The following is a 23377-nucleotide window of genomic DNA, read 5'->3' as shown; positions in this document are numbered from 1 at the left end:
ACTCCTAACTGACCGTTGAAAGGTCGTTGTTCTTAGACTCCCGCGTCAGCAGGATGAAGACAATCGACACCAAGGACATTGCCGAGAGGAACACCACCACGGGGACGATGCTCTGCCCCGCGTCCTTGTAGAGGCCAGCCACGATGCCCGGGGTGAAGCCGGCACCGATCAGGGTGGCCAACTGGTAGCCCACCGCGGCACCGGTGTAGCGGTTGGTGGTGCCGAACTGCTCGGACACGAACGCGGCCAGCGGCCCGTAAAGCGAGGAATGCAGGATCAGGGCAACGGTGAAGGCCAGGAAGATCATGGCGATGTTGCCCGAGCTGAGCATCCCGAACATGGGGAACAGGTACAGGATGAACAAAGCCAACCCTGTGACCATCACTGGACGCCGTCCGAAACGGTCGGACAATCTTCCGCCCAGGAGGACGAACAGAATGGAAATGGCCGAGGCTCCCGCGAAGGCATAGAGCACGCCCTGCTGGGGTGCGCCCTTGGAGACCGCGTAGGTGACGGAGAATGTGGGCAGCACTACCTGTAGTCCGAACCCGGCGGCACCGGCGAACATGATCATGATCAGGGCCTTCGGACGCCGCAGCACTTCCAGCAGCGGGATCTTGCGCTTGGTTCCTTGTGCGCTTTCCTTGGCCACGGCTTCAGCGAAGATCGGGCTTTCGGAGACACGGAGCCGCACGAACATGCCGACGATCAGGAGCACGAAGGACAGCAGGAACGGCACACGCCAACCCCATGCAAGGAATGCGTCCTGCGGGAGGGCGGAGAAGATGCCCATGACCACTGTTCCCAGGACGGCACCCGTAGGCGCGCCTGCGTTGACGAACGACGCCGCGAAACCTCGCCGCTTGGGGTCTGAATGTTCCAGCGCCATGAGCGCGGCACCGCCCCATTCACCTCCGACGGCGATGCCCTGGCAGACGCGGAGGACCACCAGGAGCACGGCACCCCAAGGACCAATAACGTTCGCTCCGGGGATGAGGCCGATCAACGTGGAGGCAATGCCCATCATGGCCATCGAGACGATGAGCATCCCTTTTCGGCCGATCCGGTCACCGAAGTGGCCGAAGATGATGCCGCCCAAAGGCCGGGCGACGTAGCCAGCCGCGAAGGTGGCGTATGCAGCCACCACCCCAACCCATTCGTCCGTGCCGGCAAAGAAGACTTTGGGAAAAGCAACGGCCGCGGCTGTTGCGTACAGCAGGAAGTCGTAGAACTCGATGGTGCTGCCCAGATAGCTGGACAAGATGACCGTGCGCGCTTCTTTGCGCTTGGCGGCCGTGCTCGAAGATGCGAGCGCAGTGTGTCCTGACATGGCTGTTCCTTGGGAGAGGAGGGAAATTGCTGGTGGAGGGTTTACTTGTAGAAACGGGCGAGGAATTCCGCGACGACGGCGGGGCGTTCCTGGCCTTCGATTTCGATGGTGGCGTTGACCTTGATTTGGGCGCCGCCCTTGACTTCGGTGACCTCGGCGATGGTGCCGTTCATGCGGACTTTGGAGCCAACTTTCACCGGCGACGTGAAACGGACCTTGTCCAGGCCGTAGTTGACCTTGGTGGTAACCCCGTCCACATCGAACAGCTCTCCCCAGAACGGAATGATCAGGGAGAGTGTGAGGAAACCGTGAGCGATCGGGGCACCGAAGGGCCCGTCCTTGGCGCGCTCGGGGTCAGTGTGGATCCATTGCTGGTCGTCCGTGGCATCGGCGAACATGTTGATCTGCTGCTGCGTGATCTCACGGTAATCGGTGGTGCCCAGGTCCTTGCCGGACATGGTGAGCAGGGTGTCGAAATCGACGACGAGATTGGGCATCGTTGCCTCCTGTGTTGTTGTTTGCAGAGATTTAGCGGGTGAAGGCACTCTCGCCCGTGAGGGCGCGGCCGATGATGAGGGCGTTGATTTCGTGGGTGCCCTCGTAGGAATAGACAGCTTCTGCGTCGGCGTGGAAACGCGCGACGTCGGCGGCGAGCGTTATGCCGTTGCCGCCCACCACTTCGCGGGCCAATGCGACGGTTTCGCGCATCAGCAGGCTGGTCTGCATTTTGGCCAGGGCCGAGTCCTGGTCCCTCACGATCCCAGCGGCCTGCTGTTCAGTCAGCCGCACCACGAGTGAGAGGGATGCAGTGAGGTTGCCTAGCATCCGGGCCAGTTTCTCCTGCACCAGTTGGAAGGAACCGATCGACCGGCCGAACTGTTGGCGTTCCTTGACGTACGCCAGTGCGGCTTCGAACGCTCCGGCCTGTACCCCGGTGGCGATCCAGGCAACGTCCGAGCGCATGGCGCGCAACATCGCCGCAACGTCCTTGAAGGAGTTCACGTTGTGGAGGCGCATGGCTTCCGGGACGCGGACCCCGTCAAGGGTGATGTGCGCATTTTGCATCATCCGCAGGGACGTCTTGCCCGTGATTTTCTCCAGGCTTACCCCGGCGGCGGTTCGGTCCACGAGGAAGGCCTTGACCTGTCCATCGGCGACGTCCCGGGCAAACACACACAGCACATCCGCAGTTGAGGCGCCCCCAATCCAACGCTTGGCGCCGTCCAGAACCCATGTTCCGCCGTCGGAATCTTCTTCCAATCGGGCGGTGGTGGCCAGTCCTCCGGCGATGTCCGAACCGTGCTCCGGTTCCGTCAACGAAAAGACGCCCTTGAGTGAGAAGTCAACAACCCGGGGCATCCACTCTTTCTGCTGTTCCTCTGATGCGCCCACCCGGATCGCTGTCCGGAACAAACCTGCCTGCGCGGTGTACCAGGTGGCCAGGGAAGCATCGGTCCGGGCGAGTTCGAAGATCCGGAAACCCTGGTAGATGCCCCGGGCAGGAGTGTCGAAAGGTTCCATCAGCTCAAGGTCGATCAGCGGTTGCGCCAATTGCTGCGGGAACTCGCCCCGTTCCCAATACTCGGCCAGCAACGGCTTCGCTTCGGCGTCCAGGAAGGTCCGAAGCCGGGCCAACACTGTACTTTCCCCGGTAGTGAGGAGCGCTTCGGCGTCGTACCAGTCCCCCACGGCGTACAGCCGCTGTTCCAGCGCGGTCGTGGACATCTCAACCACCGAGCCCGAGTAACCGGACGGCGTTGTCCTTGAGGATTTTTGGGCGGACCTCGTCCTTCAACGGCAGGTCCGCGAAGGCGCCCAGCCATTTCTGTGGAGTGATCAGCGGGAAGTCCGTGCCGAACAACACCTTGTCCTGCAGCACACTGTTGGAGAGCCGGACCAGGGATTCCGGGAAGTACTTCGGCGACCAGCCGGACAAATCGATGAAGACGTTGGACTTGTGCGTCGCGATCGAGTTCGCCTCGTCCTGCCACGGCACCGAGGGGTGGGCCATGATGATCTGCAGCCCCGGGAAATCCGCAGCGACAGCATCGAGCAACAACGGGTTGGAGTAGGCCAGCTTGATCCCGAACCCGCCGGGAAGACCGGCGCCCATGCCGTTCTGGCCCGTGTGGAAAATGCACGGCAGGCCCAACTCCTGGAGCGTTTCCCAGAGCGGGTAGAACTGCTCGTTGGACGGGTCAAAGCCCTGCAAGGATGGGTGGAACTTGAATCCCCGGGCACCGAGCTCGACAGCTTGGTGCTTGGCTCCGGCGATCGCGTCCTCGCCCGTCCGCGGGTCCACGCTGCCGAAGGGAATCAGCACATCGTTGTTCCGCGCCGCGCCCTCGATCAGTTCCGGGATGCTGTTGGGCTCATGCTTGAGTTGGGTCCGTGCATCGACAGTAAAGACGACGGCGGCCATGTTCAGTTCGCGGTACACCTCGGCGATCCTGTCCAGCGACGGGGTCCGGTCCTCCGCTTTGAAGTACTTGGCCGAGGCCTCCGTGAGCGCATCTGGGAGCGATCCGTGGCCGCAGCTGTCCACTTCGAGGTGGACGTGCATGTCGATCGCATCCAAGGCAGCCGCGTCGATGCCCAGTTCGTAACGGGTGGCCATGATCAGCGGGCCTCAGCCTTGGCCGGTTCGGGCTGCAGTTCCTCGGGCAGCGGCAGGAATTCCTCGCCGTAGCCCTGCAGGTTTTCCTTGCCAAAGAGCGTGCCGGCGTTCTCCCGCAGTGCCTCGTAGCTCCAGCCCCCTTCGCGGTATTCGGTGCTCGCAGCTTCGGGGTGGGTCCAGACCTGCAGCCGGTCACCTCCGGCGCCGATCGCCTGCCCGGTAATCCCGGCAGCTTCGTCGGAGGCGAGGAAGGCAATCAGCCCGGCGACGTCGTCCGCCGTTCCGAAACCGAGGTCGTGGCGGAAGAAGGACGGCATCGCCTCGCCGCGCTCGTCCGCTTCCACGGCCTTCTGGAAGTAAGGGACCGTCTTGGTCATCGCGGTGGCGGCCACCGGGATCACGGAATTGACCGTCACGCCGGCCCTCTTCATCTCCAACGCCCAGGTCCGGACCATGCCTACGATTCCGGCCTTGGCGGCGGCGTAGTTGGTCTGGCCGAAGTTTCCGCGCTGGCCCGTGGGCGAACCGATGGTGATGATGCGGCCCGCAATGTTGTTTTCCTTGAAGTACGCGAACGACTCACGGACACAGGTGAACGTGCCTTTCAGGTGCACGTTAATGACCAGGTCGAAGTCCTCATCCGTCATTTTCAGCAGGCTCTTGTCCCGCAGGATGCCGGCGTTGGTGACCAGGATGTCCAACCGCCCGAACGTGTCCACTGCGCCCGCTACCAGCGCCTTGGCGGCATCCGTGCTGCCCACCGGGACCACGACGGCGGTGGCCCGGCCGCCGTCGGCCTCAATCTGCGCGACTGCAGCAGCTGCGGTTTCCTGGTTCACGTCATTAATCACGACGGCGGCACCCTGGCGGGCGAGTTCCCTCGCGTAAGCGAGTCCAAGACCCTGTCCACTCCCGGTGACGATTGCAACCTTGCCGTTCAAGCTCATGGCGTGCTCCTTCGCATGCAGTAACCGGCTGGAGCCGGTGGGGCCGATCCCACTGCGGCGTGAGATCCTTGTCATGATCAATGAGAATACGGATCATTGAAAAAGTCAACGATTGTTTTTCATTACTATTGGAGTTGTCATGGGCCCGCAAAGCACCGAAGTGGAAACCCCCCGCCTGGCCGCGGCCAAAATCGGCAGCGACGTGGGCCTGCTGCTGGCCAAACTGCACGCCACCGGTTCCCTCCTGAACAACAAGGCGCTGGCGGACTACGGCCTTCGCGAGCGGTCGTTCTCCGTGCTGACACTCGCCTGCAGCGGACTCGAACCCACCCAGCGCGAGCTGGCCGATTTCCTCAGCCTGGACCCCAGTCAGGTTGTCAGCCTGGTTGACGACCTGGAACACCGAGGCCTGGTCAAACGCGCCCAGGGTAAACAGGACCGACGCGCCAAGATCATCGTTTCCACCGCCGAGGGCCGCCGGATCCACAACAAGGCCCGGGCGGCACTTGAAGTCTGCGAACAGACGCAACTTGAGGGACTGAGCGAGGACGAGAACCTACAGCTCAGGGCGCTGCTCAAAAAGGCGCTGTGGGGGTAAGCCTCCATGGACATCTGCACAGTGCCTCTCGGGGACGGTATGCAACTGTCCATTTCGGCGGCCCGGCCGTTGTGTCAGGATCAGGGATCATGAACCTCCCGCTTTTTCACGATCCCCTCCAGGGCGCCGTCACTGTCGACGCGCAGCCCGTGCGTGATCCGCAGATTTACCGTCAATCCCACAACTCCAACCGCCAGGCACGCCCGGCAGCTCACGGGTCAAAGCCGAGCCGTAGCGCCCGTCAGCGCGAGGTGGCCAAAGTCGCAGATGACCTTCAGGCCCTCATGGCCAGGACCGCAGCCCAGCAGTAGCGAAGTGCGTTATTGGGCACCCCCCTCGGGTACATTCCCAGCATGGGCATCCACATTGGGACATCTGGCTGGAGTTATGACCACTGGGAGAACGTGCTCTACCCGCCTGGCCTTCCGACGGCCAAGCGTTTGGCTCACTACGTGGCCCGGTTCAACACCGTCGAACTGAATGCCAGCTTCTACCGTTGGCCTCGCGACACCTCGTTTGCCAGCTGGCGGAACCGCCTGCCACCCGGCTTTGCCATGTCGGTCAAGGCCCCACGAGGACTCACGCACGCCAAGAAACTGTACGGCCCGGAAGTGTGGGTGGAGCGGATCGTCCGCTGTTGGCACGAACTGGGCGACAAGAGGGCCGTGCTGTTGGTCCAGCTCCCGCCCGGTTTCGCCCGCGACGACGCCCGGCTCGACTACTTCCTGGCCGCCCTACCGGACTGGATCCGCGTCGCCGTCGAATTCCGGCACGACAGCTGGGACCACCCCGACGTGTATGCGCTGCTGGAACGCCATGAGGCCGCGTACTGCATCATGAGCGGCGCCAACCTGCCCTGCATACTCCGGGCCACCGCGCCGTTCGTCTATCTTCGGCTGCACGGCCCGGACCACCAGCATCTGTACGGCGGCTCCTACTCTGATGACGACCTGCGATGGTGGGCCGATCGGATCCGCGAGTGGAGCAACGCCGGCAAGGACGTGTACGCCTACTTCAACAACGACGGCGGTGGTAACGCCGTGCGGAACGCTGAGACTTTGCGGTGGCTGCTTGGGGCGGGCTGACGCTCACTTGTCGCTGCTACATTGGGCCAGTGACTGACGTGCACAACGTGACAAATGCCCTTGCCTCGATCTCCGATCATTGGCAGCCACACAGGCTGACCAGCATCAACGATTACGACATCAAACTCGTGAAAATCCAGGGCGAATTCGTTTGGCACACGCATCCCGATACGGACGAGTTGTTCATGGTGCTCTCCGGCGAACTGACAATCCAACTACGCGACCGCGACGTGATCCTCGGCCCTAACGATGTTTTCGTCGTTCCCCGAGGTGTAGAGCATTGCCCCAAGGCTGCAGCGGAAGTGTCGGCCCTCCTCATTGAGCCCAAAGGCACCGTGAATACCGGAGATGCAGGCGGCGAGATGACGGCAGAGTTGCAGGAGTTCGACGCCTGAAGTTTGACGATGGGGTAGACATGACGCAAAGATCCGGCCTAGCGGAATAAGCTGGCGAATGTGCGCCTCCCAGGATGGACAGCCTTAGCCGCAGTAGCCGCCGGACTGGGTCTTGCCCTCAGCGGTTGCGACAGGACGTTGGACCCGGACATCGGACAACGGAATACCGCCGCTGAGCAGGTCATCAGGGCCGCAAAGGACGGCGACCGGGAAAGACTGCTGGATCTCGCCCTAGTGTACATGCAGGACCGGGAGGCCGGGGCGGACTCCCTGATTGCCGCCGCCGTCAATCTCGACATCTCAACCTACAAAGTCGCGTACAGGGAGCACCACGGCGCGCCTGACAACCACGTGGTCATTGCCGGGGATGAGCAAGGCGATGACATGTCGTTTGAGCTCGCTTGGAACGACTCGAAATGGCAGGTGGCATTAGGGTCCGCAGGCCCGCCCAGGTCGCCGGTCTAAAATAAGGCCGTTCTAGCCCAAACGCCCGCGCACGATTTCGCTAACGGTTTTTCCGTCGAAGCGTCCTGCCACCTTGGCGGTAACGGGCTTCATCACGGCTCCGATGGACCGCATGGAGAGCTCCTGGCCGTCCGCCTTCAGGGCAGCGATAGCCTCGTCCACGATTGTTTCCACCTCTTCGCGGGTGAGGGCCTTGGGCAGGTAGGCCTCGATGATCTCCGCTTCAGCCACCTCTGCAGCGGCTCGGTCAGTTTCGCCCGCCTCAGTGTAGATGCGCGCGGTGTCGCGGCGCTTGGCAGCTTCCTTCTGCAGCAGCGAGGTGACCTGGACGTCGTCGAGCTCCACCGGAGTTTTACCTGATTTCTCCCGGGTGGTGATTTCGCCCAGGACGTTGCGGACGGTGGTCAGCGCCATTTTGTTGCCGGCCTTCATATGGTCGACGACGTCCGCTTTCAAGCGTTCTTTGAGTGACATGATGCTCCTTGTTTGGGTGTCCTCCTGCTATCTTCCCAGTTCGGCGCCCAGCGGTGCACTCAGGTGTTCAGGCAGTCCCAGGCGGGGTCTGCTCCGGCGGGTCCTTCTCGACCGGTCCGCTCACCACAACCTGGGCCGGGCTATGCAGGAGGTAGCCGTTGAGCCAGGAGAACAACGCACGTGCCTTTTGCTGGACTCCGGAGAGGAGGGCGAGGTGCACCAGCAGCCACGACAGGAAAGCGAAGGGACCCTGCAACTGCAGGCGTTTGCGCCCAAGCTCGGCCACCGCGGCTCCCCTGCCGACCATCGCCATGTATCCCTTGTCGAAGTAACTGAAGGGCTTCCGGGTGCCTCCGCGCAGGTCAGCGATGATGTTGTTGGCCGCCCATTTGCCTGCTTGTTGGGCCACTGAGCCCAGTTGGGGCAGTTTGGCTCCCGTGGAATCGGTGATGTTGGCTGCATCGCCCAGGACATAAACCCCGTCAACGTCGGGCGCAGTGAGGTCAGGATTCACGTCGACGCGTCCGCCCCTGCCCTGCGTCAGGCCGGAGTTGGCAATCAGGTCGCCGGCTTTCAGGCCGCCGGCCCACACCACTATCTGTGCAGGGACAGTGCTGCCGTCAGCCAACGTCACGCCGTCCTTGCGGACTTCGGTGACCCCGACGCCCATGTGCAGCTGGACCCCGATCTTGGTCAGGTGTTCCGTCGCGTAGCTTTGGGACTTGGTGGAGAACATGTTCAGGACACTCGGAACCATGTCCACCAGATGCACTTTGCAGCGGGCAGCGAGGGCCGGGGAGAAGTACTTACGCACAACGTATTTGACGTTCTCCGCCATGGCCCCGGCTGTCTCCACCCCGGTAGGGCCACCTCCCACCACCACAACGTCCACGGACCCGTCGGGGCTCCGGTCGGCCTGGTCCAGCAGCCGGGTCAGGCCTGTACCGAGCCTGGTGGCGTCGGTGACGGAGTACAGGGGAAACGCGAACTCCTCCGCGCCGGGCGTATTGAAGAAGTTGGGGACGGCGCCGACGGCAATGACAAGAACCTCTGCCCGCAGCGTACGGCCTTCCGCGGTGGTGACGGACCGCTCCGCCGCATCCACGGACTCCACTTTCGCTGTGAGGACCCGGACGGTCTTGAAGCGTCGGAATACCGAGCGGAGGGGTCGGGCGATAGCCGAGACTCCGATTTGCGAGGTCGCCAGCTGGTAAAGGAGCGGCTGGAACTGATGATAGTTGTTCGAATCGATGAGCAGGACGCGGACGCCCTTGCGGCCAAGCTCCTTGGCTGCTGCAACGCCCGCGAATCCGGCACCGACCACAATGACTTGGTATGAGTCCTCCATGCGAGCAACTTACTTCACGGGAGACCCAGGCGACAGGGGTCGACGTCGGCCACCTCGCGTTTAGTCTCTGGCCCGGTGGGTACGCAGTGGGTAGTGTTCTGAATTCGGCAACGCGTGCGGAAAGGTGATCTTTGGTGAACGAGGACGGACTGACGGACGCCGTGCAGGAGGCGGGGGCTGTGGAGTTGCTCCTGATCCGGCACGGTGAGAGCGAAGGCAACGTCGCCGCTACCGAGGCGCACCTGTCTGGAGCGGACATCATCGACGTTCCTGCGAGGGACCCCGACGTGAACCTCTCCGGAACCGGGCAGGAGCAGGCCAAAGCCTTGGGAACAGCCTTGGCCAGGATCGCTGAGGAGCTGCGGCCCGATGCTGTGGTGTCTTCCCCTTACGCACGCGCCCTGCAAACAGCGCAAATTGCGGTCGAAACGGCGGGCTGGCCCGCGAAAGTGCTCACGGATGAGCGCCTGCGTGACCGCGAACTGGGCATTTTGGACAGGCTTACCCGTCGTGGAGTGGAAAACAGGTACCCGGATGAAGCCGAGCGGCGGCTATGGCTCGGCAAGCTGTACTACCGGCCACCGGGCGGCGAATCGTGGGCGGACGTCGCCCTGCGGCTGCGCTCGGTCCTGGACGAACTCAACACCCTGGCGGCTGGCCGCCGGGTGATGCTGGTCTGCCACGATGCCGTGATCCTGCTGATCCGCTACGTCTTGGAGGGCATGTCCGAGGACGAAATCCTGGACCTTGCAGCGAGCACTTCGGTGCTCAACGCCTCGATTACCCGGTATGTCCGTCCCACCGGTGCAGGCCGTTGGGAACTGGAAAGCTTCAACGTGGCCGACCACCTGACCGAGCAGGGCGTGACGGTTACCGAACATTCTGGAGACGCCAGTGTCCACCCTCAATGACTTTGACGCGCCAACCCTGATAACTCCGTCCCTGCTGCGTGACTGGCCGCTACCGGCACCAGGAGACGACAAGTATTCACGCGGCGCAGTGCTGGTCATAGGTGGTGCGCGTGCCACCCCGGGCGCGGCATTGCTTGCCGGCACCGCCGCCCTTCGCGCAGGTGCCGGAAAAATTACGTTGGCTGTCGCCGAATCCGTGGCCGTGCAGCTGGGGGTTGCCTTTCCGGAGTGCGGGGCGCTGGGCCTGCCGGAAACCGACGACGGATCCTTGAGTGGTGAAGGCCTGGACCGGATATCTTCCTACTTGGAAAGCTCGGACGCCGTCCTGATCGGCCCTGGTCTCGACGACCTCGACTTGGCCGAGGCCATGCTTGGGGCGCTGCTGGAGCGGGAGGAACTCCGCGGTGACCCAAACGCCAACGGCGGCCCCGCCGTCGTTCTTGACGCTTATGCCCTGGGAGCGCTGACGAAGCTCGAAGACCACATCGAGCCGTGGCGGGGCCGGCTCATCCTCACCCCCAACCCCACGGAAGCCGGGATCCTGTTGGGCCGGGACGTGGACACGCTGGAAGGGGCCATTGTGGAGATCGCCCAACGCTTTGACGCCGTGGTGAGCTGCCAGGGCTACATTGCCGGGCCATCCACCCAGGACGCGGACAAGCCTGGACTCTGGAAGATCACCACGGGCTACGGCGGGCTGGGGACGTCGGGCAGCGGGGATGTCCTTGCCGGTGCCGTCACCGGGCTAAGGGCCCGCGGAACCAGCGATGCCCAGGCAGCGTGCTGGGGCACCCACCTTCACGCGGCCGCGGCCGATCGCCTGGCCAGCAAGCTCGGTCCCCTCGGTTTCCTGGCCCGCGAGCTAAGCGACCAACTTCCTGCCCTCATGCTGGAACTGAACACGTGAGCCCAGCCCCGGCGCCCAGCCTAACTACGCCGGTTTCAGCAGCTTTTCAGCAGCTCGTGCTCCATCACCGCGGTGCGGGACAGCGTCTTGTAACCCTCCTGCTCGAACAGGACTGTGATGACGTCGTCCTCGTGGCGCATCACCAGGCCCTGCCCCCACTCTTTGTGAATCACCGTTGATTGAAGCGGAAACGGCTCATCAGATGCTGGGGGCACGGCGTCCATGCCAGCCTGAGCTTCGGAACGGTCCGCGGCCTGGGTGCACGCATCGCAATTGCCGCACGACTGGGGCGAGTCCTCGCCGAAATAGCCGAGAAGGAACTGGCGCCTGCAACCGTCCGTCTCAGCGTAGGCACGCATCATCGTGAGCCGGGATTGGTCAACGCGTTGCCGGGCTTCGGCCAACTCGACGGCCCGCTCCACCACTGCGGGCAGCTTGGCCTTGGACGTGAGCCGAACGCCACGTTTTCCGGTGGTGACGGCGCTGGCCTCCTCCAGCTGGTTTACCAGCGCGGTGACCCGCCGCGGCGGGAATCCGGTGAGCTCTGCGAGCGCGCTCTTGGGCGCTGGCGACTTCGCATTCTTCACTACGGTCAGCACCGCCAGGAGTGCCTCGGGGTCTGGCGAGTGGGTGCCGAAGAACTTCCGTAACCCCAGGTCCTCCTCCCGGTAATGGAGTATGGCTGAGGCGGGCTCCCCGTCCCTGCCCGCGCGTCCGATTTCCTGATAGTAAGCGTCCAGCGACTCAGGGATGTCGGCATGCACCACGAACCTCACGTTTGCCTTGTCGATGCCCATTCCAAACGCCGTCGTGGCCACCACGACGTCCAGTTCGTCATCCAGGAACTGTTGGTGGATGCGTTCGCGTTCGGCGGCCGTCCTCCCTGCGTGGTACGCCTCGGCACGGAGTCCGGCCTCAGCAAGTTTGCTGCTGTACTTCTCCGTGTCCTTGCGTGTCGCGGCATAAAGCAGCCCCAGCCCGCCGGTCCTGGCCAATGCGGCGACCTGATCCACCACGGCTTTGCGTTTGCCTTTGTCTTCCTGATGGCGGACGACATCGAGGCTGATGTTGGGGCGGTCGAAACCGCGCACGAGGACCAGCGGGTCCGTCATGCCCAGCCGTTCGACGATCTCGTCGCGCACCGGCGGTGATGCCGTGGCGGTCAGTGCCAGCACCGGCGGATTGCCCAGGCGTTTGCGGACGTTTCCCAGGTCCAGATAGTCGGGCCGGAAGTCGTGGCCCCAGGACGAAACACAATGCGCCTCATCCACTACGAACATGGTGATGTCCATCGCAGCGATCCGGTCCACCGTCTCCTGCTTGGCCAGTTGTTCCGGCGCGAGGAAGAGGAAAGTGGCCTGGCCTGAACCCGCCGCGTCCCATGCGGCCTCCACTTCGGCATCACTGTGGGATGAATTGACCGCGACGGCGGCGCCCTCCCCCAGGTCGTCGGCCAGACCGTCCAGCTGGTCCTCCTGCAAGGCAATGAGGGGAGAAATCACGACGGCGGGTCGTCCCGTTTGGTTGTGAAGGTACTGGGCCGCCACCTGGTAGGTGGCGGATTTGCCGTACCCGGTTGGCATGACGGCCAGGACATCACGGCCCTCGACCAGGGCACTCATGCCGGCAAGTTGGCCGTCGCGCAAAGTTGGGAGGGAAAAGGAAGACGCCGCAAGGTCGGCGAGGGCAAGGTCATCGGACATTAAGAGGAAAGCTCCGCATAGGTGGTTCCTGCGGCCACTTGCATCAGCCGAGGTAACCAGCCTAGCGCGAGGCGAGGGCCGCCGTCGTCCACGTCCTTTCGTTTGTGGATAACTACGTAACCCTCGCCCCGGGGAACGTCGCTAGATGGGGTTTCCGAACTCGCGGATGGTTATTCCGGTGAAGGTCGCCGGGCCTCCGTCGGCGTAGAGCGCAATGCCGGTGTCACCGTCAACGAAATGCACCTGCTGCGACACCACGGTATGCCCGGAATTGACGAAAACCTCAACGCTTTGGGTATCGACAAAGATGCGCAGGTGCACCGACCGGGCACCGGTGTCGATGGGCGCGGCGGCGCGGGTGTAGGGCGCCAACGCATAGCCGTTTTGGTCCGACGGCGCACGGTCCACGTAAAGGTCTCCGCCGTACTTGCCTACATTGGTGTGCCGCGAACCATCGGGAGAACGCCCCACGGATACCCCCACATTCGTTGCGGCATCCCAGGAAATGTCGAGCTCCAGCTCATATGCGCGTCCGGCCCACGGCAGGACCACGGTTCCGTCCACGGTGAAATCAGGCAGGCCTACGGTTGCTGTCGCGTAGGCCTGGAGGGCGGCGATGGGAGCGCTCAACAGGCTGTACCAGCCACCAGGCTGGTGCTCCAGCCGAAGCTCCCGAACTATCGAGTTCTGCCCGTTATAGCCATCCGAGGCGTCCGTGGGGACGTCGCGGGCGGCGTACTTCCAGTTGTTCATCCAGGCGATAGCGAGCCGCTTTGTCTCGGGCGCTTCAGCGGCGGGCCACGTCACTGCGGCGTACCAATCCCACCCCCAGTCGAGCCACTGGGGCGTCAGGTTATCGGCTGTGAACGCCGTGCCATTCCAGGAACCAGTCCAATAGGCGTAGGTCATGGGCAGGCCAATGCTGTACGCATCCATGCTCGCAGCAAAGATCCAATGCCGGGTGCCGTCGTTGGCGGTCATCTCGAACAGATCGGGGCATTCGATCCCGCCGAGCGCATGGTTGGGGTAGTCGAAGTTGGAGGTCCATTTCCAGTCGCGCAGGTTCGGCGACGTATAGAAAGCTGCGTAGCGTGCCCGCCCGATGACGCACACCCACTCGTTGCGAGCGGTGTCCCAGTGGATCTTGGGGTCACGGAACCATTCTGCGTTCTCGATCGCGGCCGGCGTGGTAGCGGCGCGGCCATCGGTGTTCACGATCACCGGGTCGGGCAGGGCGGTGAAGGTGGAGCCGCCGTCCGTGGACCAATAGAGGTACTGCTCCTGGTACTTCCGGATCCCGTCGGTGGGCTTGGTCGCGAGGGCGATCACAGCCCCGGAGCCAAAGCCTGCAGTGTTCGCCGCATCCACCACTGCCGATCCTGACCACACCGGAAAGTCGGGCTGGAGCGGCATCACTACACCGTGGTGCGTAAACGAGACGCAATCGTTGGTGGTGGCGAGGTCCCAGCCGCCCTGGCCATTATTGATGCTGGAGTGCAGGTAGTAGAGCTGGTAGGCACCGTTGGTGTGGACCGGTCGTTGGGGATCACACAGCCAGCCTGACGGCGGAGTCATATGGTAAACGGCCCTGAGGGAGGGCACCGCCTGGGCCGTTCCGGCGGCGACGCCGCCCATGAGCAGCGCCAACGCGCCCGCTCCCGTCCCTTGCAGGACTGTTCGGCGTGAAAATTCGAGCGTCATGAAATGTTTCCTCTCAAGCATTCAGTGGCATGAGGGCGCACCAACGGGACCGGCCAGGTGTGGCCGGGCGCGCCAAAGTTACGCCGTCATAGGGCTGGAGAACATGTGCCGATGACGGTGACCGGGTCTGCCCGCTCGGCGTCGAGGGAGCGCGGTTTGTCATCGGTAGCTAGGACCATAGTGGCTTCCGGAGGCAGCGGTCAAGCGTTTTAGCACTCACAGAATTCTTTTGCTAAAACGCTTGATCAGTCGATGTGACCTGCGCTACCTTCGTGTTGATCAAACGCTTTAGCAGAATGGACATCAGCGCAGATGAAACGCTCAGTCTTCTTCCAGCCCACTGACGGATGGGTTGGGGACCTCATCCCCTTCGAGAAGGATGGGGAGTTTTGGCTCTTCTACCTTCATGAAGAACGGTCCGAGCCCAAGCCTGGAACAGCATGGAACCTGGTCACCACCAAAGACCTCACCCAGTTCGAAAACCACGGGGTCGCCCTGCCGCACGGAAACGAGGACGAACCCGACTTCAATGCCTATACCGGCAGCGTGATAGTTGACGGCGATGGCACACACCACCTGTTCTACACGGGCCAAAACCCGCGAAACCTGGGCCCGGATGGCGCTCCCCTCCAACTGGTCATGCACGCCACCAGTACAGATGGGATGCGGAGCTGGACCAAACATCCGGAACTCACTTTCGGCGCTCCGGAGGGCTACGAATCCGGCGACTGGCGGGACCCCTTCGTCTTCCGCGATGAGGCAAGCGGACTCTGGCGCATGCTGATAGCGGCCCGGCACTCCGGCGGTCCCGAACGCCGCCGGGGTGTGATCGCCCAGTGCGTCTCCCGGGATTTGATGACATGGGATTATGCGGATCCGTTCTGGGACCCGCGCCGCTACATCACCCACGAATGCCCGGACGTTTTCCAGTGGGGTGACTGGTGGTACATGGTCTACTCCGAATTCTCCGAGTCGTTTACCACCAGGTATCGCATGGCCAAAAGCCCGGACGGCCCATGGTCGGTACCCGAACTGGACAGCATCGATGGCCGCGCCTTTTACGCTTCGAAAAGCGCCGGCCGCGACGATCGGCGCTTCTTCTTCGGCTGGATTGCCAGCAAGGAAGGCAACACCGACGACGGTGCGTGGCAGTGGGCCGGCACCATGTCCGTACTGGAAGCCCGCCAGAACCCGGACGGCACTCTCGGCTTCGGATTTGCCGACGAACTCGTGGACAGCTTCTGGGAGGATGTGCCCGTAACGCTGCCCGTTCCAATGCCGGCCACCTTGGACGTGCCCGACAACTACTCCGCCATCGTCTCGGACGAGGAACTGCCCAGCCAGTTCTACGCGAAGGCCGTGTTCGACATAGCGCCCAACACCACCGAATGTGGACTGCTGCTCCGGTCAAGCGACGACGGCGACATCTCTTACGTGCTGCGCCTCGAACCCAAACGCGGCCGGCTCGTCTTCGATCGCTGGCCCCGGGAACTGACCGGCGACGCCCAGTGGCAGGTCTCGGGGGATGTGCCCTTCGACATCGCACTGGAACGCCCCTGCCACCTCGCCGCAGGCAAGCACACGCTCGAGGTGATGGTCGACGGCGACACGTGCGTCGCCGTCGTCGACCGCCAAGTGGCGCTGAGCGCAAGGATCTATGACCGCCCCAACGGGCGGATCGGCGTCTTCGCAGGCGAAGGCGCCGTCACCATTGCCGAACTTGAGATACGCCAACGCACCGACAACTGAATACCCCAACCCATCATTCCGACCAATCAAGGGAGATTGTCCCCATGAAGAAACTTTTCCGAGCGGCTGCTGTTGCAGCTGCCTGCGCGCTGGCACTGACCGCGTGTGGTGGCGGCGGCAACGCAGCCAACCCTGCCGACGTGAGTCCTACCGGCGAGATCAAGCCCCGCGAAATTTCCTGGTTGCTGTCCCGGCCCGCCGACGGCGCCGTCATCAACATCATGAAGAAGCTCGCCGATGACTACGCCAAGGACCACCCCGGCTTCGAGCTGAACCTCATCACCACCCCGGACCGGCCCTCCTACATCCAAAAACTCGAAACGTTGGCCGCTGCGAACAAGCTCCCTGAACTGTTCGACACAGACGCCACCCCCTTCGCCCAACAGCTCGCCAAGCAAGGCAAGATGGTTGACGCCGACAAACTGCTGAAAACCTTGGGAGTCTACGACGACTACCGCCCCGGGGCCCTGGACTACCAGCGGTTCGACGACGGCTCCCTGTACATGATTCCGTTCCAGTTCGAGCTCGAATTCATGTGGTACAACAAAGCACTCCTGCAAAAGGCCGGCGTTTCCGTTCCGAAGTCCCTCGATGACATCCCTGCCATGTGCACGGCGTTGAGAAAGGCCGGCATCACCCCCATTGCTCTGGACGGACAGGACCAGTGGCCGTTGGAACGCTACGTCGCCTACCAGCCGTTCCGTGAAGCCGGGCCGGAGTTCGTGCAGAAACTGAAGAAGGGCGAGGCCTCATTCGCCGATCCGGCAGGGAAAAAGACGGTGGGGTGGCTGGCCGAACTTGGCAAGGCCAACTGCTTCCAGGACGGATTCTCGGCCCAAGGCTATTCGGACGCCCAGAACCAGTTCACCTCCGGCCAGGCAGCCATGTACAACATCGGAACTTGGGAACTCCCCAGCCTTGCCACCGACAAACTGAACCCTGCCGTGCGGGACGACATCGATTTCTTCACCCTTCCCACCACGGAGAAAGCGGTGACGTCAGCGAACGAGTACGTCTCGCCGTCGGGTATTGGCATGGCCGTAAACTCCAAGACCTACGATCCGCTGGTCAGCGACTTTCTGAAGTTCGCCCTGGGGAAGTATCCGGCGGAATACGCCGCAACCGGCGCCCTGTCCCCCACCACCACCGTCCAAACCGCGGTGCCAGCGAACGCCACGCCGCTCTACAAGAAGGCCCTCGATGCCGCGAACGGCCTCGGGAGCAAGCAGGCCATGCCGTGGGATACCCAGCTGGATCCGACCACCAACGGGCGGCTGCAGCAGGAACTCGTCCTCCTTGTCCAGGGAAACATCACCCCCGAACAGTTCACGCAGACGATGGATGACGCCATCAAGCAGAACGCTCCCAAGTTCTTCAAGTAAACACAAGCGCGGGGGGCTGCAAAAGCCCCCCGCCGCGAAAGGCCCACCATGCTTCCCAACAGGTCAAGGACATCAGTCCTGGTGTTCCTGCTCCCGCCACTCCTGCTCTATTGCGCAGCCGTTCTCTTCCCGATCCTCCAGTCCCTGTTCCTGAGCTTCTTCTCGTGGAACGGCATCAGCGACATGGAGTTCGTCGGGCTGGCGAACTACGTCAGGATGCTCACTGCTGATGACATTTTCTGGCGCTCATTCTTCAATGCCCTGCTTTACCTGGCCATCTGCCTGGTCCTGCAACTCGGCGGCGCGCTGGTGGTTGCCAGCCTGTTGACCTCCCTGCGCCGCGGCCGGGAACTCATCAAGACGCTCTACCTGCTGCCCGCCGTCATCTCGACCGTAGCCATCGCGTTCCTCTTCGTGCGCATTTACTCGATCGACCCAGTGGGCCTGCTGAACCAGTTGCTGCACTGGGTAGGCCTGGGGTCCCTGGAGCGGGCGTGGCTCTCTGATGTGAACACCGTCCTGGCAGCTGTGTCCGCGCCGGAAGGCTGGCGCTTCACGGGTCTCTACATGCTCATCATTTATGCGGCCCTCATCGCCGTACCCAAGGAGCTCGAAGAAGCGGCGGTCCTCGATGGCGCTTCCAAGTGGACGCTGTTCACGAAGATCCGGTTCCCGTACATCCGCCCGGTATGGATCACCACCACCATCATGGCCACCACCTATGGCCTGCGTGGGTTCGATATCCCCTACCTGATGACCAACGGAGGCCCGGGTCAATCGTCCGAGCTGCTGACTACCTACATGTACAAGACAGCATTCACCAGTACCGATTTCGGGTACGCAAGTACCATCTCCGTGTTCATCGTGATCGAGTGCCTCGTCGCCGTCGGCCTCATCCTGTTCATGCTCAAGCGGAAGGCAGACTCATGATCGCCCAGACAGCCCCGGCCAGCACCCCCACCGCCGCGCCGCCGGCACAAGTATCCAAGCCTCGACGCCGCAAGCCCAGCCTGTACCGGACCCTGTCACGGGTCCTGATCATGCTCATCGTGATCGTCCAGGTCTACCCACTCGCATGGCTGTTCCTCACCAGCCTTCGCACCGAACAGGACTTCGCCACGGGAGACCCGTTTGCCCTGCCAGGTTCCCTCACATGGGAGAACTACGCACGGGCGTTCGAAACGGGAGACCTGGGCCGGAATATCCTGAACAGTTTCATCGTGACCATGGGTGCCAACGTACTCATTGTCTTGTTTGGGATGATGGCCGCCTACGCCATCCAGGTTTTGGGCTTCCGTTTCAGCAGGTTTGTGCGCGGCCTGTTCCTGGTTGGGATTATTGTTCCCGTCCAAATCGCACTTGTCCCGCTCTTCATCGATTACTCAACCGTGAATCTGCTGGACACCTACCAATCGATGATTATCCCGCTGGCCGGGTTTGCCCTGCCGATGTCGATATACCTGTTCTCATCCTTCTTCGAGTACATTCCCCGCGAAACCTACGAAGCCGCTTCCTTGGACGGCGCCGGACCATACCGGATTTTCGGTCTCATCACCCTGCCGTTGTCTTTGAACACAGTGGTCACAGTGGTCCTGGTCAACAGCATCTTTATCTGGAACGACTTCATCTTCGCCAACACCTTTGTCCTCTCGGAGGAATTGAAGACCATTCCGTTGGGCCTGCAAAACTACATCGGGGCCATGGGCAAGGTTGACTGGACGGCCACCTTCGCCGCCGTGTGCGTGACCATCACGCCATTGCTCCTGGTTTTCCTCGTCCTGAATAAGGCAATGATCCAGGGCCTTGAAAGCGGGGCGACCAAGGGATGACCGCTAACACAGGCGGATATACTCCTGGTGGAGGACAGATGATTTCGCAGGAGAAAAATCCAGGCAACGCGGCCACCCCCGGCGTTCCTGTCAAAATGGACCGCGCCCATCCAGTGACCCTCCGCGAAGTCGCAGAAGCAGCCGGCGTTTCCACGGCCACAGTTTCCCTGGTAATCAACAAGAAAAAGAACGCGCGCATCGCAGACGAAACCCGCCAGCGCGTCAACGATGCCATTCGACAGCTTGGATACCGCCCCAATGCGATGGCCAAGAACCTCGTCAGTGGAACCTCAAAGTTCATCGGGCTGGTTGCCGACGGAGTTGCCACCACCCCCTTCGCGGGCCAAATCATCCACGGGGCGCAGGACGAAGCCTGGAAGCACGGGTACGCGCTCCTGATCGCCAACACCGAAGGCAACCTCGACCTGGAAAAAGACGCCATCGCCATGATGCTGGAGTACAAGGTCCGCGGCATCCTGTACTCCACCTGGTTCCACCGGCCCACTGCTGTTCCGTCGACGTTGCGGGAATCCGACTTTGTCCTGGTCAACTGCTTCTCGCCGGATTCACCATCTGCCCGGGCGGTGGTCCCTGATGAAGCCCAAGGCGGCCAATCAGCAACGGACATCCTCCTCCGTGGAGGCCACCGCCGCATCGCCTTCATCAACACCACAACCCCCGCCCCGGCGAAGGACGGACGGCTCGCAGGCTACCGTGCAGCGCTTGAGGCCGCGGGCATACCGTTCGACCCCGCCCTAGTTCTTGAGGCCTACCCGGACCAGGAAGGCGGTTACGGCGCTACCGCAGAGCTCTTGAAACGAGACGTATCCGCTGTCTACTGCTACAACGACCGCATGGCCATGGGCCTGTACGACGGCCTACGGGAGAACGGACTGTCCATCCCGGGCGACATCGCCGTGGTGGGGTTCGACAACCAGGAAGTCATCGCGGCTCACCTTCGGCCGCCGCTGTCCACCGTATCGTTACCCCACTACGAACTGGGGGCGGCCGGTGTCCGCATGCTCCTGGGCTTGGAGGCAGCCCCGGACGGTGCTGCCTTGAAAATCGAATGCCCGGCTGTTGAACGTGCTTCCGTCGCCGTTCACTCGGCGGCATAGACGGGGTTATCCGCCTGCGACTTGGCACGTACACCTCCACGTGCCTAAGGTAGAAATCGTAAGCCTACTTAGCTTTTTTGCCCGAGTTGCATGATGAAGGACCAGGAGGACCACCATGACTGACCAGTACACCTTCCGAAACCCGGTCACCGCCTACGAGCACATCTCCCCGCCCAAGCAGCACCAGCCTGAGCCCGGCCTGGACGCGGAACTGACGCCGAAGGCGGACCTAGGCGAAGAAAGCTACCGGGGAACGGGGCGTCTGGAAGGACGCAAAGCGATCATCACCGGGGCCGACTCCGGCATCGGAGCCGCTACCGCCATCGCCTTCGCACGCGAGGGAGCCGACGTCGTTCTTTCCTACCTGCCCGAAGAGGAAGAGGACGCCGCCAGGATCGCCAACCTCATCGAAGCCGCGGGCCGCAAGGCCGTGAAAGTTCCCGGCGACCTCAAGGACTCCAGCACCTGCCAGGAACTCGTGGACACCGCCGTCGCCGTGTTGGGCGGGGTAGACATTCTGGTCAACAACGCCGGCAAGCAGGTGGCCCAGAAGGAGCTCGCCGACATCACGGACGAGCAGTTCGACCACACGCAGAAGACCAACGTGTACGCGATGTTCTGGCTGACCAAGGCCGCGCTCCCCCACCTGCAGCCAGGCTCAACCATCATCAACACCACGTCCATCCAGGCATACAACCCCTCGCCGACGCTGGTGGATTACGCCACCACCAAGGCAAGCATCAACAACTTCACCAAGGGCCTGGCGCAGCAACTTGCGCCCAAGGGGATCCGGGTGAACGCGGTGGCTCCAGGACCGATCTGGACGCCGCTGCAGGTCAGCAGCGGACAGCCGAAAGAGGAACTGCCTGAATTCGGCCAGTCGACTCCTCTGGGTCGCGCCGGCCAACCGGCCGAACTCGCCCCTGCCTATGTTTTCCTCGCCTCGCCTGAATCCAGCTACGTGGTGGGCGAGACGCTGAATGTCAACGGCGGTACCCCCACACCGTAGGACTGCTTCAACTGAATGACGACGCCGGTGCCTCCCCAATGTGGGGAGGCACCGTTTGCGTTTGGTGGCAAAAAGTCTTGAGGTTTTCCTGAGGGACTGTTGCGGTTTTGCAGGATTGGTTCTTGAGGGTGGCCCGGCACAGTAGTTCTTGTCAGCCAGAGAGGCTGGAAGAACTGGCCGGCCGGTCTCACGGTGGCCTACCGAAAGGACACTGATTCCCATGGCCATCAGCCTCAAGACCACCTCCGGCAAGATCCTCGCTTCCGTCGCACTGGTCGGCACCGCAGCCGCCGTGGCCGGCATGGGAACCTACGGTGCGTTCACCTCCTCCACCTCCGCCTCCCAGGCAGTCACCGCAGGAACGGTCACCATCGCCCTGGGCACCGGCGCCAACAACACCCTCAACGTACCCGTCGCGGGCCTGCTGCCCGGCGACAAGGTCGAAAAGCTCGTCACCCTGGCCAACACCGGCAACTCAGACCTGAACAACGTCACCCTCACCACCTCCGCCGGCGCCACCGGGTCCCTGCTCACCACCGACACCACCAACGGCCTGCAGCTGACCATCGAAAACTGCTCCGTTGCCTGGACCGGTTCCGCAGCCCCCTACACCTGCGCCGGCACCAAAACCACCGTCCTGGCCTCCGGCCCCGTGATCGCCGCGAACAAGGTCCTGAACAACCTGACTTCCCTGACGAACGCCAAGACCGACAACCTCAAAGTCACCACCGCCTTCCCCACCACCGCGGACAACACCTTCCAAGGCGCCACCTCCACCATCGCCTTCTCCTTCACCGGCACCCAACGCACCGAAACCACCAAGTAACCCCAAGCCCCGGGGGCCGGCCCGTTTGCCCTTTAGGCCGGTCCCCGGTCCACGTCCGAAAGGAAGTCCAGGAGATGAGCGCACCGCGAAGCAACCGTGAAGGCCTCGACCTGGACCGACTCCGCAGCTTGGCCGATGACCTCGGCGATCCCGCACCCGCATTGAGGTTCCTCACCAAGTACCTGTCAATGCTTCACGAACGCGTAGAGCGAATCGTCGAGGCCGTGGAGCAGGGTGACGAGGAGGAGACAACAACAGCCGTCCTCAGCCTGAAGATCAGCTCCGCCATGGTTGGAGCCGTCGAAACCGAACACCAGTGCCGGGCCATCGAATCCATGATCCGGGAAGACCATTTCGACTACGCTGCGGACGCGCTTCCGGCCCTGCGGCAGACCGCGGACCGGTGCGTCGCAGCCCGATCGGACCTCATCAGTGCAGCGCACACCTCCATGACACGGCACAGTGGATTCTTCCGGGCCTGAGGGTTTGGCCAGGGATAGGACCTAGTTGATGATCTCGCCGCGCTCATCGGCGAGGATCGCGCCCAGGCGTTCCTTCCAGGCACTCAGCGCCTCCGGGGTCAGCCGGGTCCAGTCGGTCACTTCGCCGATCACGCGGAGAGGAGCAGTGCTCCGATACGAACGGGTGGGGTTGCCCGGGAACTTCTTGTCTGTCACGTTTGGATCATCCTCGAAGGGCCCGGTCGGTTCCACGGCGTAGACACGTGGCTCACCGTCCCCGGCTGCAAGTTCAGCGGCAAGTCCCGCGCCGTCCCGCAGCGCCGTGAAGTAGATGTGGTTCATGACCACTTCCGGACGGTAGTTGGACCTGTAGCCCGCCGTCAGGAGATCGCCGTCGCGCAGGTCTGCTTTGGTGCCGTGGAAGAAAGGGCCATCGTCATGTGGTTGACTCACGGGTCCAGCCTAATCCCGCGACGTGAGAGACCGGGGTCACATCGGCGAACGCGGGACGGACTGTCCACG

The 23377-nt window shown here is 62.7% G+C and carries 25 protein-coding genes; 15 read left to right on the top strand and 10 right to left on the bottom strand.

Features of this window, described 5'->3' with window-relative positions:
- Positions 1 to 4: 4 nt before the first annotated feature.
- The 5 genes from J2Y68_RS04000 to J2Y68_RS03980 are packed head-to-tail and all read right to left on the bottom strand — an operon-like array spanning position 5 to position 4894.
- Positions 5 to 1330 (bottom strand): MFS transporter, encoded by a 1326-nt coding sequence (locus J2Y68_RS04000; protein WP_309990045.1) that lies wholly within the window; start codon positions 1328 to 1330, stop codon positions 5 to 7.
- Positions 1331 to 1371: 41 nt separating this feature from the next.
- Positions 1372 to 1827 carry a MaoC family dehydratase gene (locus J2Y68_RS03995; RefSeq protein WP_309990042.1) on the bottom strand — a complete coding sequence of 152 codons (456 nt, stop codon included), beginning with the start codon at positions 1825 to 1827 and terminating at the stop codon, positions 1372 to 1374.
- Positions 1828 to 1858: 31 nt separating this feature from the next.
- Positions 1859 to 3055 (bottom strand): acyl-CoA dehydrogenase family protein, encoded by a 1197-nt coding sequence (locus J2Y68_RS03990; RefSeq protein ID WP_309990041.1) that lies wholly within the window; start codon positions 3053 to 3055, stop codon positions 1859 to 1861.
- Position 3056: 1 nt separating this feature from the next.
- Positions 3057 to 3947, bottom strand: a complete 891-nt coding sequence (locus tag J2Y68_RS03985; protein ID WP_309990039.1) for an amidohydrolase family protein — start codon at positions 3945 to 3947, stop codon at positions 3057 to 3059.
- A gap of 2 nt (positions 3948 to 3949) precedes the next feature.
- Complete coding sequence (locus tag J2Y68_RS03980; RefSeq protein ID WP_309990037.1) at positions 3950 to 4894, bottom strand: SDR family NAD(P)-dependent oxidoreductase; 945 nt, start codon at positions 4892 to 4894, stop codon at positions 3950 to 3952.
- Between the two features lie 139 nt (positions 4895 to 5033).
- On the opposite strand from J2Y68_RS03980, the gene J2Y68_RS03975 reads away from it, so the two are divergent.
- The 5 genes from J2Y68_RS03975 to J2Y68_RS03955 all read left to right on the top strand — a co-directional run bounded on the left by J2Y68_RS03975 (position 5034) and on the right by J2Y68_RS03955 (position 7437).
- A complete protein-coding gene (locus tag J2Y68_RS03975; RefSeq protein ID WP_309990035.1) occupies positions 5034 to 5492 on the top strand; it encodes a MarR family winged helix-turn-helix transcriptional regulator in 459 nt (152 codons plus the stop codon).
- Between the two features lie 89 nt (positions 5493 to 5581).
- The gene (locus J2Y68_RS03970) at positions 5582 to 5803 is read left to right on the top strand and encodes a hypothetical protein (RefSeq protein WP_309990032.1); all 222 of its coding nucleotides are present in this window, start codon (positions 5582 to 5584) and stop codon (positions 5801 to 5803) included.
- 42 nt (positions 5804 to 5845) lie between these two features.
- Positions 5846 to 6577 carry a DUF72 domain-containing protein gene (locus tag J2Y68_RS03965; RefSeq protein ID WP_309990029.1) on the top strand — a complete coding sequence of 244 codons (732 nt, stop codon included), beginning with the start codon at positions 5846 to 5848 and terminating at the stop codon, positions 6575 to 6577.
- Between the two features lie 29 nt (positions 6578 to 6606).
- Positions 6607 to 6972: a cupin domain-containing protein gene (locus J2Y68_RS03960; RefSeq protein ID WP_309990026.1), complete on the top strand. Its 366-nt coding sequence runs from the start codon at positions 6607 to 6609 to the stop codon at positions 6970 to 6972.
- A 60-nt stretch (positions 6973 to 7032) separates the two neighbouring features.
- On the top strand, positions 7033 to 7437 hold the full coding sequence (locus J2Y68_RS03955; RefSeq protein ID WP_309990023.1) for a hypothetical protein: 405 nt from the start codon (positions 7033 to 7035) through the stop codon (positions 7435 to 7437).
- Between the two features lie 12 nt (positions 7438 to 7449).
- On the opposite strand, the gene J2Y68_RS03950 is transcribed toward J2Y68_RS03955, so the two are convergent.
- Together J2Y68_RS03950 and J2Y68_RS03945 are read right to left on the bottom strand one after the other, a co-directional pair.
- A complete protein-coding gene (locus J2Y68_RS03950; RefSeq protein WP_309990021.1) occupies positions 7450 to 7911 on the bottom strand; it encodes a GatB/YqeY domain-containing protein in 462 nt (153 codons plus the stop codon).
- Between the two features lie 67 nt (positions 7912 to 7978).
- Positions 7979 to 9259 (bottom strand): NAD(P)/FAD-dependent oxidoreductase, encoded by a 1281-nt coding sequence (locus tag J2Y68_RS03945; RefSeq protein ID WP_309990018.1) that lies wholly within the window; start codon positions 9257 to 9259, stop codon positions 7979 to 7981.
- 134 nt (positions 9260 to 9393) lie between these two features.
- On the opposite strand from J2Y68_RS03945, the gene J2Y68_RS03940 reads away from it, so the two are divergent.
- Together J2Y68_RS03940 and J2Y68_RS03935 are read left to right on the top strand one after the other, a co-directional pair.
- The gene (locus tag J2Y68_RS03940; RefSeq protein ID WP_309990016.1) at positions 9394 to 10170 is read left to right on the top strand and encodes a histidine phosphatase family protein; all 777 of its coding nucleotides are present in this window, start codon (positions 9394 to 9396) and stop codon (positions 10168 to 10170) included.
- Complete coding sequence (locus J2Y68_RS03935; RefSeq protein WP_309990013.1) at positions 10154 to 11077, top strand: NAD(P)H-hydrate dehydratase; 924 nt, start codon at positions 10154 to 10156, stop codon at positions 11075 to 11077. The genes J2Y68_RS03940 and J2Y68_RS03935 overlap by 17 nt, the downstream gene beginning before the upstream one ends.
- A gap of 35 nt (positions 11078 to 11112) precedes the next feature.
- Here J2Y68_RS03935 and J2Y68_RS03930 read toward each other — a convergent pair whose 3' ends face one another.
- Both J2Y68_RS03930 and J2Y68_RS03925 read right to left on the bottom strand, forming a co-directional pair.
- Positions 11113 to 12780, bottom strand: coding sequence for a RecQ family ATP-dependent DNA helicase (locus tag J2Y68_RS03930; protein ID WP_309990010.1), 1668 nt, complete (start codon positions 12778 to 12780; stop codon positions 11113 to 11115).
- A gap of 141 nt (positions 12781 to 12921) precedes the next feature.
- A complete protein-coding gene (locus tag J2Y68_RS03925) occupies positions 12922 to 14481 on the bottom strand; it encodes a glycoside hydrolase family 32 protein (protein WP_309990008.1) in 1560 nt (519 codons plus the stop codon).
- A 312-nt stretch (positions 14482 to 14793) separates the two neighbouring features.
- Here J2Y68_RS03925 and J2Y68_RS03920 point away from each other — a divergent pair, with 312 nt between their 5' ends.
- From J2Y68_RS03920 to J2Y68_RS03885, 8 genes are all read left to right on the top strand, one after another.
- Entirely contained in the window at positions 14794 to 16230 is a 1437-nt protein-coding gene (locus J2Y68_RS03920; RefSeq protein ID WP_309990006.1) for a family 43 glycosylhydrolase, read from the top strand.
- Positions 16231 to 16274: 44 nt separating this feature from the next.
- On the top strand, positions 16275 to 17612 hold the full coding sequence (locus J2Y68_RS03915; RefSeq protein WP_309990004.1) for an ABC transporter substrate-binding protein: 1338 nt from the start codon (positions 16275 to 16277) through the stop codon (positions 17610 to 17612).
- A 48-nt stretch (positions 17613 to 17660) separates the two neighbouring features.
- A complete protein-coding gene (locus J2Y68_RS03910) occupies positions 17661 to 18542 on the top strand; it encodes a carbohydrate ABC transporter permease (protein WP_309990001.1) in 882 nt (293 codons plus the stop codon).
- Complete coding sequence (locus J2Y68_RS03905; protein WP_309989999.1) at positions 18539 to 19441, top strand: carbohydrate ABC transporter permease; 903 nt, start codon at positions 18539 to 18541, stop codon at positions 19439 to 19441. Before J2Y68_RS03910 ends, J2Y68_RS03905 begins: the two co-directional genes overlap by 4 nt.
- A gap of 38 nt (positions 19442 to 19479) precedes the next feature.
- Positions 19480 to 20559: a LacI family DNA-binding transcriptional regulator gene (locus J2Y68_RS03900; RefSeq protein WP_309989997.1), complete on the top strand. Its 1080-nt coding sequence runs from the start codon at positions 19480 to 19482 to the stop codon at positions 20557 to 20559.
- A 115-nt stretch (positions 20560 to 20674) separates the two neighbouring features.
- On the top strand, positions 20675 to 21568 hold the full coding sequence (locus J2Y68_RS03895) for a glucose 1-dehydrogenase (protein WP_309989995.1): 894 nt from the start codon (positions 20675 to 20677) through the stop codon (positions 21566 to 21568).
- A gap of 220 nt (positions 21569 to 21788) precedes the next feature.
- Positions 21789 to 22394, top strand: a complete 606-nt coding sequence (locus J2Y68_RS03890; RefSeq protein WP_309989992.1) for a TasA family protein — start codon at positions 21789 to 21791, stop codon at positions 22392 to 22394.
- 74 nt (positions 22395 to 22468) lie between these two features.
- A complete protein-coding gene (locus J2Y68_RS03885; protein WP_309989990.1) occupies positions 22469 to 22876 on the top strand; it encodes an Hpt domain-containing protein in 408 nt (135 codons plus the stop codon).
- Positions 22877 to 22897: 21 nt separating this feature from the next.
- On the opposite strand, the gene arr is transcribed toward J2Y68_RS03885, so the two are convergent.
- A complete protein-coding gene (gene arr, locus J2Y68_RS03880; protein ID WP_309989987.1) occupies positions 22898 to 23308 on the bottom strand; it encodes an NAD(+)--rifampin ADP-ribosyltransferase in 411 nt (136 codons plus the stop codon).
- Positions 23309 to 23377 lie beyond the last annotated feature (69 nt).

The sequence above is a fragment of the Paenarthrobacter nitroguajacolicus genome (assembly GCF_031455195.1).
Taxonomy (GTDB): Bacteria; Actinomycetota; Actinomycetes; order Actinomycetales; family Micrococcaceae; genus Arthrobacter; species Arthrobacter nitroguajacolicus_D.
Note: the sequence above shows the minus strand (reverse complement) of the source record. Positions and strands in the feature narration are given on the sequence as shown.

Bases quoted from the DNA above. Each gene is read 5' to 3' on its own strand.
- J2Y68_RS03920 (WP_309990006.1), top strand. From the start codon at position 14,794: ATGAAACGCTCAGTCTTCTTCCAGCCCACTGACGGATGGGTTGGGGAC.
- J2Y68_RS03895 (WP_309989995.1), top strand. From the start codon at position 20,675: ATGACTGACCAGTACACCTTCCGAAACCCGGTCACCGCCTACGAGCAC.
- J2Y68_RS03925 (WP_309990008.1), bottom strand. From the start codon at position 14,481: ATGACGCTCGAATTTTCACGCCGAACAGTCCTGCAAGGGACGGGAGCG.
- J2Y68_RS03990 (WP_309990041.1), bottom strand. From the start codon at position 3,055: ATGTCCACGACCGCGCTGGAACAGCGGCTGTACGCCGTGGGGGACTGG.
- J2Y68_RS03945 (WP_309990018.1), bottom strand. From the start codon at position 9,259: ATGGAGGACTCATACCAAGTCATTGTGGTCGGTGCCGGATTCGCGGGC.
- J2Y68_RS03950 (WP_309990021.1), bottom strand. From the start codon at position 7,911: ATGTCACTCAAAGAACGCTTGAAAGCGGACGTCGTCGACCATATGAAG.
- J2Y68_RS03885 (WP_309989990.1), top strand. From the start codon at position 22,469: ATGAGCGCACCGCGAAGCAACCGTGAAGGCCTCGACCTGGACCGACTC.
- J2Y68_RS04000 (WP_309990045.1), bottom strand. From the start codon at position 1,330: ATGTCAGGACACACTGCGCTCGCATCTTCGAGCACGGCCGCCAAGCGC.
- J2Y68_RS03915 (WP_309990004.1), top strand. From the start codon at position 16,275: ATGAAGAAACTTTTCCGAGCGGCTGCTGTTGCAGCTGCCTGCGCGCTG.
- J2Y68_RS03995 (WP_309990042.1), bottom strand. From the start codon at position 1,827: ATGCCCAATCTCGTCGTCGATTTCGACACCCTGCTCACCATGTCCGGC.
- J2Y68_RS03905 (WP_309989999.1), top strand. From the start codon at position 18,539: ATGATCGCCCAGACAGCCCCGGCCAGCACCCCCACCGCCGCGCCGCCG.
- J2Y68_RS03930 (WP_309990010.1), bottom strand. From the start codon at position 12,780: ATGTCCGATGACCTTGCCCTCGCCGACCTTGCGGCGTCTTCCTTTTCC.
- J2Y68_RS03980 (WP_309990037.1), bottom strand. From the start codon at position 4,894: ATGAGCTTGAACGGCAAGGTTGCAATCGTCACCGGGAGTGGACAGGGT.
- J2Y68_RS03900 (WP_309989997.1), top strand. From the start codon at position 19,480: ATGATTTCGCAGGAGAAAAATCCAGGCAACGCGGCCACCCCCGGCGTT.
- J2Y68_RS03970 (WP_309990032.1), top strand. From the start codon at position 5,582: ATGAACCTCCCGCTTTTTCACGATCCCCTCCAGGGCGCCGTCACTGTC.
- J2Y68_RS03910 (WP_309990001.1), top strand. From the start codon at position 17,661: ATGCTTCCCAACAGGTCAAGGACATCAGTCCTGGTGTTCCTGCTCCCG.
- J2Y68_RS03890 (WP_309989992.1), top strand. From the start codon at position 21,789: ATGGCCATCAGCCTCAAGACCACCTCCGGCAAGATCCTCGCTTCCGTC.
- J2Y68_RS03965 (WP_309990029.1), top strand. From the start codon at position 5,846: ATGGGCATCCACATTGGGACATCTGGCTGGAGTTATGACCACTGGGAG.
- J2Y68_RS03985 (WP_309990039.1), bottom strand. From the start codon at position 3,947: ATGGCCACCCGTTACGAACTGGGCATCGACGCGGCTGCCTTGGATGCG.
- J2Y68_RS03975 (WP_309990035.1), top strand. From the start codon at position 5,034: ATGGGCCCGCAAAGCACCGAAGTGGAAACCCCCCGCCTGGCCGCGGCC.